A 14979-nucleotide genomic window follows, 5' to 3' on the forward strand; every position below is an offset into this window, starting at 1 on the left:
TATGATTCGATTAATAATCTTAGGTTCATTATTATGTGCAATGGGATTTAATTCCATTGCACATAATGCCAAAATTGCTACTTATACACTTAGAGATACAGGCAATGGCTGGTTCATTGAAATGAACTTTGCACAAGTTGCTATCGATGCTCAAATGCTAAAGTTGTTTGATGAAGAGACGCTTAGTGAGATGAGCAAGGATCAATTCAAATCTGCATTTCTGAAATACCTGCGTGAAAATTTTAGTTTAAGAGTTGATGGAAAAAAAATGCAACTTTTAAGTGGAGGTATTTTAATTGGTAGTCATCAAACAGATGTGAAATATATTCTACCTGAAATACCGCTTCAACCTAAGGATATTAGCATTTATATTTCGACGTTTGAAGATATTTATAATCAGACGAACCTCTTTAGAATTTATAGAGGTGGAGATCATTTTACTAAATTTTTCTTGAGCGCTGACAATGACTTCACTGCGCATATGGAGTTTAAATCTGATGGGAACATTTACTCTGTAGCAAAGACGCCAGTAAATACTATTGCCATAGTCGCTGGAATAGTGATTTTTGTAATAATTATTTTATTAGTTACAATTCTTGTTATGAAAAGGCTAAAGAATACGCAGCTTAGCGAAGCTTAGTAGCAACGTTTTTTCACCGGCTTTTTCAAAGTCTACTTTTGCCTTTTTATTGGACCCTTGCTCATCGATGTTGGTAACAACTCCAAAGCCAAACTTTGGATGTTCTACTTTCATTCCCTCAGTCAGATTTGAAGTATCGCTTGGTTCAAAATCTGCGCTAGGCTTATGGTTGACTTTTGCTGCAAAACGTTTCGTTGTGTTTTCTTTTCTGACGTTGTTGACAAAATTCTTAGTTACGTAGTTTATTCCCGGCGATACTGGATCGCTCGAAGAAAACTTGCGATTTACTTTTATGAATTGTGGATCAACCTCTTCAAGGAATCGACTTGGTTCACAATTTTTCAGTCTTCCAAAACGGTACCTGTTCAATGCATAACTCAGATACAATTTCTTTTCTGCACGAGTGATGGCTACATAGAATAACCTTCTTTCTTCTTCCAAATCAGCCCGACTGCTGAGCATCATTTGCGATGGAAAAAGCTCTTCTTCAAGTCCAACTATAAATACGTAAGGAAACTCAAGTCCTTTGGCCATATGGATAGTCATTAACGTAACGGCATCATCAGACTTTTGATTTCTATCTTCATCAGTGAGAAGAGCTACATCCTGTAAGAAGGCTCCTAGACTTTTGTCTTCACGATCTGGGTCATCAGTAAATTCTTTAATGGCATTGAGGAGCTCTTGCGTATTTTCATACCGGTTCATTCCCTCAATGGTCTTGTCTTCGTAAAGTTCTTTTAGTAGCCCAGAAGTTTTTGCTATCTGCGATGCGGTATCATATGCATCTTTTTTCTCATTCGTAAGTCTGAAAGACTTGATTAGTGTTGCAAAATTTTCTACCTGAGTACCACCTTTTCCTCCAACATAGGAGCTGGCCTTCTCCATTATTTCCCACAATGTCTTACCCTGTTCATTGGAAGCAACAACCATTTTGTCTATAGTGCCAGGACCAATTCCTCTTTTAGGAAGGTTGATGATTCGACGCATGGCCGTTTCGTCATTAGGATTAACAGTATACCTGAAGTAGGCGAGAAGATCCTTTATTTCTTTACGTTGGTAAAAAGACAGGCCTCCAACTATTCGGTACCTAATGTTATTTCTTCTTAAAGCTTCTTCAATTGCCCTTGACTGACTGTTGGTTCGGTAGAGTACCGCGAATTCCTTTTCAGAGGCATGCTGCTGCATCTTCGTCTCAAAGATTGCCGAGGCCACAAGCTTACCCTCTTCATTGTCAGAGGTAGATTTAATTAGTTCAATTAAATCGCCGTCCTGGTTGGCTGTCCAGACACTCTTCTTAAGTTGAGCAGTGTTTTTATTGATGACTGAATTTGCGGCGTTAACAATCGTTTTTGTTGATCGGTAATTTTGCTCTAGGCGAATGGTTTTAAGGTCTGGGTAGTCTCTTTCAAAATTCAGTATATTTTGAATGTCAGCACCTCTAAACGCATAAATGCTTTGTGCGTCATCACCAACTACGCAAATGTTTTGACGAACAGCCGCAAGTCTTTTAGCAATTAAGTACTGTGAAATATTGGTATCCTGAAACTCATCAATCATTACGTAGTGAAAACGCTGTTGATATTTATTGAGGACATCATCATGCTTTTGAAAAAGGATATTCGTATTGAAAAGTAGATCATCAAAATCCATGGCGTCGGCTGCAAAGCAACGCTCCGAATAGGCCCGATATATTCTACCCATCTCAGGTCGCATGTTTTGAGTATCGTCCTCCAGGTATATGGGGTTGTTTTGGTACTCATGCCAGGAAACCAATCTGTTTTTTGCTCCGGAAATTCTGTTGTATACAATATTTGGCTTGTATACTTTGTCATCCAAGTTGAATTCCTTGACAATGAGCTTTATTAACGACTTAGAGTCATCGGTATCGTAAATGGTGAAATTGCTTGGGTAACCAATTTTACTTGCTTCGGCTCTTAATATTCTGGCAAATACCGAGTGGAATGTGCCCATCCACAGATTCTTGGCTTCGCCGCCAACCATTACCTCAATTCTTTTTTGCATCTCACGTGCAGCCTTATTGGTAAACGTAAGCGCCATAATATTGAAAGGATCAACGTTATGTTCTTTGATAAGATGAGCGATGCGATAGGTAAGAACACGAGTTTTACCAGAACCTGCACCTGCAATGATCATGCAAGGTCCTTCTACATTTACAACTCCTTCTTTCTGAGGGGGATTAAGTTCATCAAGGTAATTTGCCTGCGCTTCTGCCATAGGGCAAATCTATTTGATTGAGGACTAAAAAAAATTAGAAATTGGTGCTAAATCAGCTAACAAAATGAAAAAACTTATTGAGGACGATGAAAGCCAAAAATCCCAAGAAAAGAAGTACTTCTAGAATGAGTATAATGTTACTTGCTCTAAAGAATGGCTTTTTCACTACGGTGCCGATGGTATCAGGTTTGTTCTTTCGCAATTGATAAAATTAACAACATTAAAGTAATGTTATTGCAATGTTACCAAGTACTTTCAAATTGGGAAAGGTATGGATGATTTATGACGTAAATTTTTTATCTTCAGTCATTACTAACTCTACTAAATTTTTCACCTTATGGATTTTTCTACTATTAATTGGTTGGCAGTATTGGTTGCCGCTGTATCAGCATTTGTTGTCGGAGGACTTTGGTATGGACCTATTTTCGGTAAGGCTTGGATGAATGAGATGGGCTTTACAGAAGATGATCTTAAAGATGCCAATATGGCTAAGATTTATGGGACTGCATTTGTTCTAGAGTTTATTATAGCCTTGCAGCTTGCCTTTTTTCTAGGTCATGGAGGTACTGATCCATCGATTGGTCAGGGTGCTGCTTATGGGCTGCATATTGGCCTCTTCTTTATTGCTGCGGCAATGGGAGTAAATGCATTGTTCTCCAGAATTTCTTTAAAACTCTGGTTTATCAATGCTTTTTACTTTGTGATTTTGCTCACTCTGATGGGAGTGATTTTAACTGCGATGTAATTTGAAATAGTTGATAGGCTCTCAGGAGCCTATTTTTTTTGACGAACGAATTTGCCTTTATGATAAATCTGCTCGCATTCACCTTCCGTGGTTATTGAGCAGACGCTGTAATCATATTCATCTGTCGATAGATAAATCCAACTGTCCCGCAGGATTAAGTCCCCATATTTATATTGGTAATGAATATCCTTTTCATCGAAAATCACTTTTCCCTTGCTCACTCCACCTAATTTATCGAATTCGTAAAACTCAACTTGCGAGGTTTCTTTATTGAATATTCTAATTCCCTCATTTCTTAAGCCAAATTCCAAGGTCTTAGGATCAGTAGTAAATGTTTTCACTTTGATAATTTCTCCATCTAATCCAAGTGTGAATTCTTTTACTGTTTTTCCATCATGTCCTCCTAGCTGCTTACCATCAGATACCCATGTGCTTTCTGCTAGATTACTGAACGCAACCAATTTTGCAGATTGCGCCACTACAAACGAAGAGGCAAATTGAAATGCTAAAAGGAGTATAATTAGTCTCATGATAGAAGATTAGTTTCGGGTGTTTGGATACAGTTTTCTTGGAATAGGCATAATTTCCATTTGACGGCCATCAATGTACCGAACGGATTGCCCATCAAAGAAGGCGTCTTCCTCCAGCATGATACGTATCTCTTTATTCCATTCCTCTAAAAATACACCAGCGTTCAATTCTATTGAATAAGCGGTATTAGCATAAAGAGGATAATCGCCTTTACCAGGCACACCTCCTTGTTGATCCCATAAGCCGATTGTTGGTCCTGCTGCATGACCATGAAAGCCAATTGGGTGAGTGTAAATTACACCTTTCAAACCCTCATTAGAACACTGATTTAACGTTTCAGATAAAATTTCATTTCCACTTCGGCCTAGCTTAAAATTAGATGTAAGGATATCTTGTACTCGATTGCCTTTTTTAAATGCTTCTTTTAAAAAGCTTGGCACTTCTTCTTCTCCAGGTTTTAATACATATGCATGTTGCTGCGTATCCGTATTCAATCGTAAATATGTGATTCCAAAATCTACATGAAGTAAGTCTCCTGGATATATAATCTGATGCTCCGGTCTCTCGGAAAAAGATCTGAGGTGATCGAAGGACTCTGGATCTTTTCTCTGTATCGATACTGATGGATGAAACCATGCCGTAAAACCTAATTCCCTTATCCTGTCTCTATACCACCAGACTACATCGTCTGTCGTGGTGATGCCTGGTTGAATGACCTTTTCTGAGAAACCTTCAGCTATTATTTGATGAGCAATTCGAACAATATTTTGATAGACCATCATTTCACTCTTGGTTCGTGTCTCCAACCAGCCAATAGCAACATCTTCTGCGGATACCAATTTCGAATGAAACTTCTTAGGAAGAACGTTCTTTAATTGTTCGAAATGAGTGGCAGATATTCCATCAGCCAAGGCAAAAGTCTCCGATTTATTTATACCTATTTTCTTAGGGTTTTTATCAATTATCATGTCTGCCAATGCTTGCCACTGATCCGGTTGTTCTTCTTTGTTCCAAACCGTCTTAAAAAGATCGCCAGTATTATAGCGTGACATTCCGAATGTCTCTAATGCTTTACCATTGCCAGGATCGTATGCAATGAGCATAGTTGTTCTTCTAGCAGATTGCCATGTAGCAGGTAGTAGTGTTTTAATTACTGGGTCTTCATTGTACTCTCTAGCAATTATTATCCACATGTCTACTTCGGCTCTTCTCATGATTTCTGGTAGCACGGTCTCCACTCGTTCTTTTAGCCAGCTGTCAATTACTTCAGCTCTTTCTTTCATAGAAAGAACCTTTGGGCTGTAGGAGTTTTGTGCGCTAAGTGATATTGAGAGTAGTAAAAAAAGAGTAATAATTGAATTTTTCATGGAGTGTTAGGTTGTCCTCGTCTAAGATAGAAGAAAAGGGAAACACAATCACTTCAGATTCCGTAATAACGATTTTTGCAACCACCTAATAAGCCATGAGGCTGATTGTTATTTCTTTCTTAACTGCATTGACACTTTGTGTTAATGCCACCACTCGTGTGGATAGTCTAAAAGCCGAGTTGTTGAATCATTCTTTTGAGGATGAGCAAAAAGTTAGCCTATTAAATAGTTTGGGGTATGAATACTGGATCATTAATCCAGTCCAATCCATTATTTATGGTCAACAGGCTAAAGCCTTAGCTGAGATTTTACAGGATTCTTCTGGTTTGGCGCTTTCCAATAGAATAGTTGGAGTCGGCCACTGGGCTCGCGGAAGTTATGATCAGGGATTAGAATATTTACTAAATAGTTTATCGCTTTATAAGAGCCTCTCTGATACTTTGGGAGAGGCAAACTGTCTAATGAATCTAGGTTTAATTTATTCGGACAGATTTGATAATGAATTAGCATTGGAATATTTCTTTGAAGCAATCAAGTTGTTTGATACAATTGGAGCCAAAGACAGATCTGCTACAACTTATGTAAAGCTCTCTACGATCCTAATTAGGCAAAGAAAGTTTTATGCCGCTAATATTTTTTTAGATAGCGCAGTCTTGATTCATGGGGCAAATAAGTTTCGATATGGCATGTCCGAAATACTGAATAGATATGGGGTTTTAAAAACAGCAATGGGAGAATATGATAGCGCTGTTTTGTATTTAGATCATTCGTTACAACTAAGTAAGAAGATTGAAGACTTAGATGGAGTAATTCGCAATCAGATAAATCTAGCTGATGTTGCACTCAAGACTGAAAAAAATAATGAAGCTGAAATTTTATTAAATGCTGCTTTAATATCGGCAAGAGAGATACAGTCTCATAAGTGGCTAACCGAGATTTATGATCGCTTGCAAAAGATAGCTAGAAAGAAAGGTAACTTGGAGGAGGCAATTAATTATTACGATCAATATTTGCGTGAGAAAGACAGCATATTTAATCTTCAAACATTAAACAATATTTCGAGACTTGAATCTGAACTTGCTACTACTGAGCAAAAGCGTCAGCTGGCGGCAAAAGAGAATAAGATCGTGATTCTTGAACAAGAAACAGAGATTCAAAGAATCAGAGTTTACATCCTAATCTTTGTAATATTAGCTGTTGTAATTCTTGGAATTTTGCTAATACGTAACAGGCGATTAGTATCTCAGCGAAAGGAGCAGCAGGCCCAGAAACAGGCTGATGATGCTAAAAAAGAGGTAGAGTTTAAAAACAGGGAATTGGTTTCTTATACTGTAAACTTTGTCCAAAAGAATCAACTTTTTGAAGAGCTTATGGATTCCGTCTCTGAAATGAAAAAATCATCTTCTGGTGATAATAGCAAAGTTCTTTTGGGGATGGAGCGCACGATCAATCGACACCTGCAAGTAGACAGAGATTGGGAAGACTTCAAATTAAGGTTCGAAAACCTACATTCAGGGTTTTTTGACAAAATTCTTGAACGAGAGCCATCGCTCACGGGTAATGATTTAAAGCTTTGTGCGCTTTCAAAGATGAACTTCTCAATAAAAGAAATCTCTGAAATGATGGGAATTTCAACCGAAAGTGTAAAAACGGCTAGATACCGATTGAAAAAGAAATTGGAGCTTCCGGGTGAAATGAGTATCAATGATTTCTTGAATACTGTTGGTTAGTAAATCCTAACACTAACTTTTTTCAACGTTTAGTTTATAACCTGCTGAATGGTAGACCTTTGGTAGACCTAGACTATCTGCCAAGTCAACCTCATGTCTACCCTTAAATGTAGGTTGGCTGCTTTATCAAAATGATATTTGCATGTCTTCAATCAAGTAATATTAGGTTTTGATTATATGAAGACGTTACTCTGAAAGCGGAGTAATTTTGGTGGTAGGGGCGTCCAATGGGCGCCCTTTTTTTATTGTTTTCACTTCAGCGATAAAGGTTTAATCAATAAATATTGAATTGAAATCGAAACTAGACTTCTTATGCTGATGACACTTAGATGACATATTCTTAAAAAGCTTTCGTATGGCTTGTTGCATTGCTTTTCTCTACCTTTGCGGCTGAATATTATAACCCCACAAATGAACTACTTAAATAACCTCACAGAGGGAATTGGCAACACGCCATTATTAAAGCTGAATAGCGTCAATGAAGGATTAAAAGGAACGATATTAGTTAAGGTGGAATACTTTAACCCTGGTAACTCCATTAAAGACAGAATCGCTCTTAAAATGATCGAGGATGCTGAAAAAATCGGTATTCTTAAGCCGGGTGGAACAATCATAGAAGGAACTTCAGGGAATACCGGAATGGGATTAGCGCTTGTTGCAATTGCAAAGGGTTATAAGTGCATTTTTACACTTGCTGATAAGCAGAGTAAAGAAAAAATGGATGTGCTGCGTGCAATGGGAGCAGAGGTAATTGTCTGTCCAACAAACGTACCACCTGAAGATCCAAAGTCATATTATTCGGTTGCCAAGAAATTGAATGAGGATATCCCCAATTCTTTTTATCCGAATCAATATGATAATGAGTCAAATACACTTTCTCACTACGAAACTACCGGGCCTGAAATTTGGAAAGATACTGATGGAAAGATAACTCACTATGCTGCTGGAATGGGTACTGGTGGAACTATTAGTGGAACTTCCAAATATTTGAAGGAACAGAATTCGGATGTGGTGACTATCGGGTTGGATTCTTATGGTTCTGTTTTTAAGAAATATAAAGAGACTGGGATCTTTGATGAGAAGGAAATATATCCTTATCTCACTGAAGGAATAGGTGAAGATATTTTACCTAAGAATGTCAACTTTGATATGGTAGATCACATTGTCAAGGTTACTGACAAAGATGCAGCAATTATGACGAGGAGGTTGGCAAGAGAAGAAGGTCTTTTTGTAGGCTGGTCGTGTGGATCTGCAGTTCACGGAGCGTTAGAATTTGCCAAGGAAAATTTGAAAGAAGATGATGTTATGGTTATCATTCTTCCTGATCACGGAACCAGATACCTTGGAAAGGTTTACAACGATGATTGGATGAAAGATCACGGTTTCCTTGAAGAAAGGAAATTTGCAACTGCAAAAGACATTATTACCAGCAAAAATGGAACGTCCAATCTATTAACCATCAACCAAGATTTGTCAGTAGGAGATGCCATCAAAGTGATGAGTCAAAATGGTATTGACCAAGCACCTGTCATTGATGGTGAAAATTTTGTTGGCAGCATCTCGGATAGTAAGATTTTAGGAAGCTTGATTGAGAATCCGGAAATGAAAGACAAACCTGTCTCGGAAGTAATGGATTCTTCCTTTCAGTTTGTATCTCCGCACGACACATTGGATGTGATGTCATCTATGCTGGATAAAAAGACTAAAGCATTGTTAGTAAGAGATGAAAACAATGAGGTTCATATCATCACCCAGAGTGATCTTTTGGTAGCGATGACTAATTGATTACATTTGAAAAGCACAATTAAACTTTTAACTCTTTACTTGCATCCCGGCGTAAATCGTCGGGATTTTTTGATTGTTTTTTAATGAATTCAAATCAGCCGATCGGGATTTTTGATAGTGGGATAGGAGGGCTCACAGTTGCACGTGCAGTTAAGAAGCTATTGCCAAATGAGTCCATTATATATTTCGGCGATACAGCTCATCTACCATATGGAGATAAGTCGACAGCTGCAATACAAGCATACTCTGTAAGAATTGCAGAAATGCTTCTACAGCAAAAGTGCAAGGTGATACTAATAGCCTGTAATTCTGCTTCTTCAGCAGCATACGATTTGGTGACAGAATACGTAGGTAAGAAAGCAAAAGTGTTTGATGTGATTAACCCTACCGTTGATTACATAAGAGAAAATCACAGCGATGACAAAATAGGACTAATTGGAACTAAACAAACTGTTTCAACTGGTGTTTACGATCGTAAGATTCAATCGCTCAATCAAAACATTAAGTTCTCGGCCCTGGCTACACCTTTGCTTGTACCCATGATAGAAGAAGGGATATATGAGGATACAATTAGCCAAAATATAATTAGTAGATATCTCGATGATCCATCTTTGGAAGGTATTCAGTCGCTAATTCTTGGGTGCACACATTATCCAATAATCATCAAGGAAATAAAAAGTCATTTCCGGAAGCTAGAAGATCCTGTTGAGATAATTGATTCGGCAGAGACTGTAGCTAAAGCCCTGAAGTCATTTCTCGAATACCATCAATTAAATAATAAGACCTCTTCCACTAAAGATCGTTTTCTGGTTTCCGATTTTACAGAATCTTTTGAGCAGACAACGACTACATTTTTTGGGAGCGAGGTACAACTTGAGTTAATTCCCATTTGGGACGAATTAAAGTAGATTTACTAAATGAAAAAGCTAGTTTACATTTTTCTCTTTCTTACGATTGTAAGTTGTTCTGTTACAAAAAGTACTAAGTCTCTTCATCCATTTTCTGGTGATGCACTTGGGTGCGGAAATTTTATTGCTTACAAGTTGACTGATAACAATTCTGAATATGTTTCTATCAAAGTGGATATTCCAACTATAGAACTTCAAAAGAAACAAATTTATGGAGTGGGTATAGCTGATGCCATTACGATCGTTCGAAAAAAGTATGATGGACCAATTGGCGCTACACTTTGTAATGATTTACTTCCATCAAGTTTTCCAAAGGAATTAGTTAATGAAACAGCTACAGAAGGATTGTTAGAGTTGCTATTAAGTGAGTCAGAAATTGAAAAAGCTAAAAACAAAGAGCCTTACAAGGCCACTTTGATTCTAAAAAATGTAGTTTTTGAAACTGTTACAATCGATTATCTGAGACTTGAAGATATAAGTGTGGGATGGTTGCCTGGATAAATTATTTATATACAACATTCATTGGTTTATAAAGGATAAAGAGAAGTAAATTCGAGTGTGATTTCATTCGTCTTCTACCTTGCGTTCCTTCTGCTTTTTGTGGTATTCGTGGTTTATGCCGAACGAAAAACGGCTGCATTTATCCAAAATAGACTTGGACCAATGGAAGTGGGTCCTAAGGGTATCTTACAAACAATAGCTGATTTACTTAAGATGCTTCAAAAGGAAGATGTACGGGCAAATGCCGTCGACTTAATTCCTTTTTTAATTGCCCCAATAATCATTTTTGCTGCTGTATTTACAGGATTCTCAGTTCTTCCTATTAATGCTGATTTGAATGGCTCAGGTATTGCAAGTGGCGTTTTCTTTCTCCTTGCTGTGGTTTCACTTGATGTATTAGGGATTTTGATGGCAGGTTGGGCTTCAAATAATAAGTATAGTTTATATGGAGCTATGAGATCTGTCGCTCAAATTGTATCCTATGAAGTGCCACTAGGAATAAGCGTACTTTGTGTAATAATAATTAGCGGGACGCTGGATTTACAGAAAATTAGCGCTCTGCAGAGTGAGGGAGGAATTTTAATGTGGAACATTATTAATCATCCAGTTCTCATTGTTCCTTTTGTCATCTTCTTTATTGCCGGTTTGGCTGAATCTAATAGAGCTCCTTTTGATTTACCTGAGTCTGAATCAGAATTAATAGGAGGGTATAGTACCGAGTATTCTGGTTTTAGATGGGGCATGTTTATGTTATCAGAATATGGGATGATGTTATTGCTGTCTATATTGGGTACGGTGCTATTTTTTGGAGGATGGAGTTCTCCAATAAACGCATTTGGAAATGGACCCATTTGGGGAGCTTTCTGGTTATTGTCGAAAGCACTGATATTAATCTTTGTACAACTCTGGATACGATGGACGCTCCCTCGACTTAGAGTAGATCAATTGATGAGTTTGTCATGGAAATATTTAACTCCTTTGTCAATAATCATGTTATTTGTTTGTGCTATTTGGAAACTTTGGCTTCTAGGCTAAAAAGTGAAATATTTTGAAAACATATCGTCCGCAATAAAGTCCACATCGAAAGGGATGATGCTGTCTATTCAGTATTTCTTTCAAGCGCGAAAATCTCGTAAAAAGGAGTCGGTAGCAGATGATAATTACTTTGAGAAAGCCAATGGTACGTTTACTGTTCAATATCCGCATGAAGAAATCCCAATTCCGGATCATGGTAGGTATCAATTGCATAATGAAATTGACGATTGCATAGTATGCGATAAATGTGCTAAAATTTGCCCTGTCGATTGCATAGATATTGAGCCAATTCGTTCTCCTGAAGTATTCGGGAAGACTTCTGATGGGACTCCTTTAAGAATACATGCAGCAAAATTTGATATAGACATGTCGAAATGCTGCTTTTGTGGTCTGTGTACAGTGGTTTGTCCTACAGAGTGCCTGACGATGACTAAAGAATTTGATTTTAGTACAACTGATATTCTAGATCACAATTTCTCCTTTAGTAAAATGACTGAAGTGGAGATAGCTGAAAAGAAGAAGGAATTTGATGATTATCAGGCCGCTAAAGCACAACCAAGTAGGGATCTACCTGAAATTGGTGGAGCTAAAGCTCAAAAACCTAAGCCTGTTATGAAGACTGGAGTAAAGCCTGTCATAAAGCCAAAGCCTGTTGTCAAAGCCAAACAAAGTGGAGGAACTGAAGAAGGCTCTGCAATTAAACCTAAGATTAAGCCAATAGTAAAGCCAGTAATTAAGCCTCAAACCAATTCTGAGAATAAATCAACAGAAGCGAAAAAAAAGCCAGTAGTTAAACCTAGAATACCTAAGAAAAAGTAGTGATAATTGTCATTCAAATAACATTGATGCTCTTGGCTCTTGTAGGAGTTGGAATAATTGTAATCTCTAAGAATATTATTCATGCCGCATATGCACTTGCGTTGACGTTAATTAGTGTTGCTGGAATTTATGTGTTATTGTCTGCGGAACTTTTGGCTGTAGTACAAATTATGCTTTATGCCGGTGGTGTGGTGATATTATTGGTTTTTGGAGTGATGATGACAAACAGGTTGAGAGGAGAGGATGTTGTTTCTGGGTCCCGCAATCGTTTAGTGTCTGCTATTATTTCGCTAGCACTTTTTTTGTTTTTTGTATTCACCATTTCCAATACTGATTTCAACGATTCTCAGGTACATGATTCAGACCAAATAGATAAAATTGGAATCTCTTTTTTAACAGACCATATTGTCGCTTTTGAATTGGTCGCTTTTGTACTATTGGTGGCATTGGTAGGAGCTTCATACTTAGCTAAAATGGCATCTGATGAGTAATGCGATGATACCATATTACCTATACTTCGCTTCATTACTTTTCAGTGCTGGTGTCTTTGTTGTCTTAACTAAAAGAAGCGCCATTTTCATATTGATTGGAATTGAGTTGATGTTGAATGCCGCTAACATTGTTTTGGCTACTTTTTCGCAGTATGACCCATCGTTAAATGGTCAGATTCTGGCGATTTTTGCTGTAGTGATCACTGTCTGTGAAGTGTCAATCGCATTGGCCATCCTCTTAAATATTTATCGCAAAACAAAAGTGTCCAATGTGGACGAACTAACGGAGGTAGGCAACGGATGAATTGGTTAGTAATAGTTATTCTTTTTTTGCCTCTTTTTGGCGGTATCGTGTCTTTCTTAAGTAAAGAAAATACTGGCTTAATTGCATCAATATCAACTTTTTTTACCTTTTTGTTAGCTATTTCCCTATTACTATCTAATACTTCTTTCTTAGTTCTTTTAGAGTGGCTTCCTGGCTACGATTTAAGTATAAAAATCGATTCCGTAGCATTACTCCTAATATCTTTAGTAGCACTTATTTCTACGCTGGTAAATGTTTTCTCAATTGAATACATGCGTTCAGATTTAGGGAAGAATCGCTATTTCGCCAAGCTCGGATTTTTCACCTTTTCAATGATTGGGTTGCTTCTGGCAGATCATTTGATATTGATGTTTGTTTTTTGGGAATTAGTGGGCTTTGCATCTTATCTGCTAATCGGTTTTTGGTATGGAAAAGAGTGGGTTCCGCAATCCGCCAGGTTAGCGTTCATTGTGAATAGACTGGCAGATGTTGGTTTTTTGGCCGGTATTTTAATACTCAATGAAGGTAACTTGTCTATATCTCAATTTCAGGAAACGTGGCTGTTTCTACCCTCATTACTTATTTCAATAGGAGCTTTTGGTAAGTCCGCACAATTGCCTTTTTCAGGCTGGTTAACTAAGGCTATGGTAGGTCCAACGCCGGTCTCGGCGCTGATTCATGCTGCAACTATGGTAGCCGCGGGTGTATATCTACTGTTTCGGATAGCCCCGTATTTACATGCAGACGCTTTAATAATAATCGCTTTAATAGGAACAGCTACAGCTCTGTATGGTGGAATTAGTGCTTTGATGCAACACGACATCAAAAAGGTATTGGCCTACTCAACAATATCACAACTGGGGTATATGATTCTCGGAGTGGGAGTTGGAGCCCCGGAGGCATCAATTTTTCATCTTTTCACACATGCTTTCTTTAAAGCTGGACTTTTCCTGGGAGCCGGATCGATCATTCATTTCATGCATAAAATGAATGTAGAAGATGAACAAGATATGCGTTCAATGGGTGGACTCAGAAAGTATATGCCGTGGACATATAGAAGCTTTTTAGTGTGTGCACTTGCGCTAGCTGGGATACCATTTTTAAGTGGATTTATGTCTAAAGAAGGTATTGTTATTGCAGCTTGGGAATGGGCAAGTATTAATGGGACTTGGGCCTATTTAGTGCCTGATATTGCACTGATCACTGCCTTTCTAACGGCACTTTATGTTGGCAGAATGGTGCTCTTGGTTTTCTGGGGGAAAAGCAGATTTGAAACCAAGGTGGATGTACCTCTTGAAAATAGTCAATTTAAGTTGCCGCTTGGTATTTTGGCGGCGGGTTCATTGTGGGTGTTTTATAATATTAACCCCTTAGCGCACGGATCTTGGTTGGATTCGATTTGGGGAGTGAGCGAAGGTCACGCAGATGAGCTAACGACTTTAATCGTGACTTTTTTATCTCTACTTCTTGCATTTACTGGCCTAATTCTGGCCTATTCTTTTTTCAAACCAGATTCTAACTATGAAAAGTCTTATGGCGTGAAGTCTCGCGATAGATTCGCTGCCATTTTAAATGGATTTTATTTAACAGAATTCTACCACATTTTTGGAAGAGGTGTAGAAAAAGCTGCTGAAGCAACGTTCCAAATCGATAGAGAATTTATTGAACGCTCTTTGAATTTATTTGCTATTGCTGGTGTGGTAGTCTCTAAAGTGATTGCTTTGATTGATCGCTTTTTCATTGATGGACCAATTAACCTACTGGCATATTTGTCAGGTTTTGTCGGTAAGCTATTAGCTTCAATAAGTTCAAGGGACTTGCAAACTCAATTAGCTTGGTTGCTATTGGGTATTATTTTGATATTAAGTTTGATACTGATTTTTTAGTG

General features: G+C 37.9%; 14 protein-coding genes. 11 read left to right on the forward strand and 3 right to left on the reverse strand.

Translation table 11 applies throughout. The features are described from left to right. Position 1: 1 nt before the first annotated feature. Positions 2 to 640, forward strand: coding sequence for a hypothetical protein (locus ACY650_RS15725; protein WP_462248778.1), 639 nt, complete (start codon positions 2 to 4; stop codon positions 638 to 640). Here the strand turns inward: ACY650_RS15725 and ACY650_RS15730 are convergent. Then, entirely contained in the window at positions 611 to 2875 is a 2265-nt protein-coding gene (locus tag ACY650_RS15730) for an ATP-dependent helicase (protein ID WP_462248780.1), read from the reverse strand. The two genes, ACY650_RS15725 and ACY650_RS15730, sit on opposite strands and share 30 nt — an antisense overlap. A gap of 337 nt (positions 2876 to 3212) precedes the next feature. Between ACY650_RS15730 and ACY650_RS15735 the strand changes: the two genes are divergently transcribed. Then, positions 3213 to 3620 carry a DUF1761 domain-containing protein gene (locus ACY650_RS15735; RefSeq protein ID WP_462248782.1) on the forward strand — a complete coding sequence of 136 codons (408 nt, stop codon included), beginning with the start codon at positions 3213 to 3215 and terminating at the stop codon, positions 3618 to 3620. A gap of 29 nt (positions 3621 to 3649) precedes the next feature. Here the strand turns inward: ACY650_RS15735 and ACY650_RS15740 are convergent, their stop codons facing one another. Both ACY650_RS15740 and ACY650_RS15745 read right to left on the reverse strand, forming a co-directional pair. Further along, a complete protein-coding gene (locus tag ACY650_RS15740; RefSeq protein WP_462248784.1) occupies positions 3650 to 4150 on the reverse strand; it encodes a hypothetical protein in 501 nt (166 codons plus the stop codon). A gap of 9 nt (positions 4151 to 4159) precedes the next feature. After that, positions 4160 to 5518 carry a M24 family metallopeptidase gene (locus ACY650_RS15745; protein ID WP_462248786.1) on the reverse strand — a complete coding sequence of 453 codons (1359 nt, stop codon included), beginning with the start codon at positions 5516 to 5518 and terminating at the stop codon, positions 4160 to 4162. A gap of 95 nt (positions 5519 to 5613) precedes the next feature. Between ACY650_RS15745 and ACY650_RS15750 the strand changes: the two genes are divergently transcribed. The 9 genes from ACY650_RS15750 to ACY650_RS15790 all read left to right on the forward strand — a co-directional run bounded on the left by ACY650_RS15750 (position 5614) and on the right by ACY650_RS15790 (position 14977). Then, positions 5614 to 7248 carry a tetratricopeptide repeat protein gene (locus ACY650_RS15750; protein ID WP_462248788.1) on the forward strand — a complete coding sequence of 545 codons (1635 nt, stop codon included), beginning with the start codon at positions 5614 to 5616 and terminating at the stop codon, positions 7246 to 7248. Between the two features lie 411 nt (positions 7249 to 7659). Continuing rightward, positions 7660 to 9033 (forward strand): cystathionine beta-synthase, encoded by a 1374-nt coding sequence (locus ACY650_RS15755; protein WP_462248790.1) that lies wholly within the window; start codon positions 7660 to 7662, stop codon positions 9031 to 9033. An 83-nt stretch (positions 9034 to 9116) separates the two neighbouring features. After that, positions 9117 to 9941 (forward strand): glutamate racemase, encoded by an 825-nt coding sequence (murI, locus tag ACY650_RS15760; RefSeq protein WP_462248792.1) that lies wholly within the window; start codon positions 9117 to 9119, stop codon positions 9939 to 9941. Positions 9942 to 9950: 9 nt separating this feature from the next. Beyond that, complete coding sequence (locus ACY650_RS15765; protein WP_462248794.1) at positions 9951 to 10442, forward strand: hypothetical protein; 492 nt, start codon at positions 9951 to 9953, stop codon at positions 10440 to 10442. Positions 10443 to 10499: 57 nt separating this feature from the next. Next, a complete protein-coding gene (nuoH, locus tag ACY650_RS15770) occupies positions 10500 to 11477 on the forward strand; it encodes an NADH-quinone oxidoreductase subunit NuoH (protein WP_462248796.1) in 978 nt (325 codons plus the stop codon). A gap of 3 nt (positions 11478 to 11480) precedes the next feature. Beyond that, positions 11481 to 12296 carry a 4Fe-4S dicluster domain-containing protein gene (locus tag ACY650_RS15775; protein ID WP_462248798.1) on the forward strand — a complete coding sequence of 272 codons (816 nt, stop codon included), beginning with the start codon at positions 11481 to 11483 and terminating at the stop codon, positions 12294 to 12296. 26 nt (positions 12297 to 12322) lie between these two features. Further along, on the forward strand, positions 12323 to 12787 hold the full coding sequence (locus ACY650_RS15780) for an NADH-quinone oxidoreductase subunit J family protein (protein ID WP_462248800.1): 465 nt from the start codon (positions 12323 to 12325) through the stop codon (positions 12785 to 12787). Next, complete coding sequence (nuoK, locus tag ACY650_RS15785; RefSeq protein WP_462248802.1) at positions 12780 to 13091, forward strand: NADH-quinone oxidoreductase subunit NuoK; 312 nt, start codon at positions 12780 to 12782, stop codon at positions 13089 to 13091. The genes ACY650_RS15780 and nuoK overlap by 8 nt, the downstream gene beginning before the upstream one ends. Next, positions 13088 to 14977, forward strand: a complete 1890-nt coding sequence (locus ACY650_RS15790) for an NADH-quinone oxidoreductase subunit 5 family protein (protein WP_462248804.1) — start codon at positions 13088 to 13090, stop codon at positions 14975 to 14977. Before nuoK ends, ACY650_RS15790 begins: the two co-directional genes overlap by 4 nt. Positions 14978 to 14979: the final 2 nt, after the last annotated feature.

The organism is Ekhidna sp. (genome assembly GCF_963691765.1).
In the GTDB taxonomy this organism is placed as follows: domain Bacteria; phylum Bacteroidota; class Bacteroidia; order Cytophagales; family Cyclobacteriaceae; genus Ekhidna.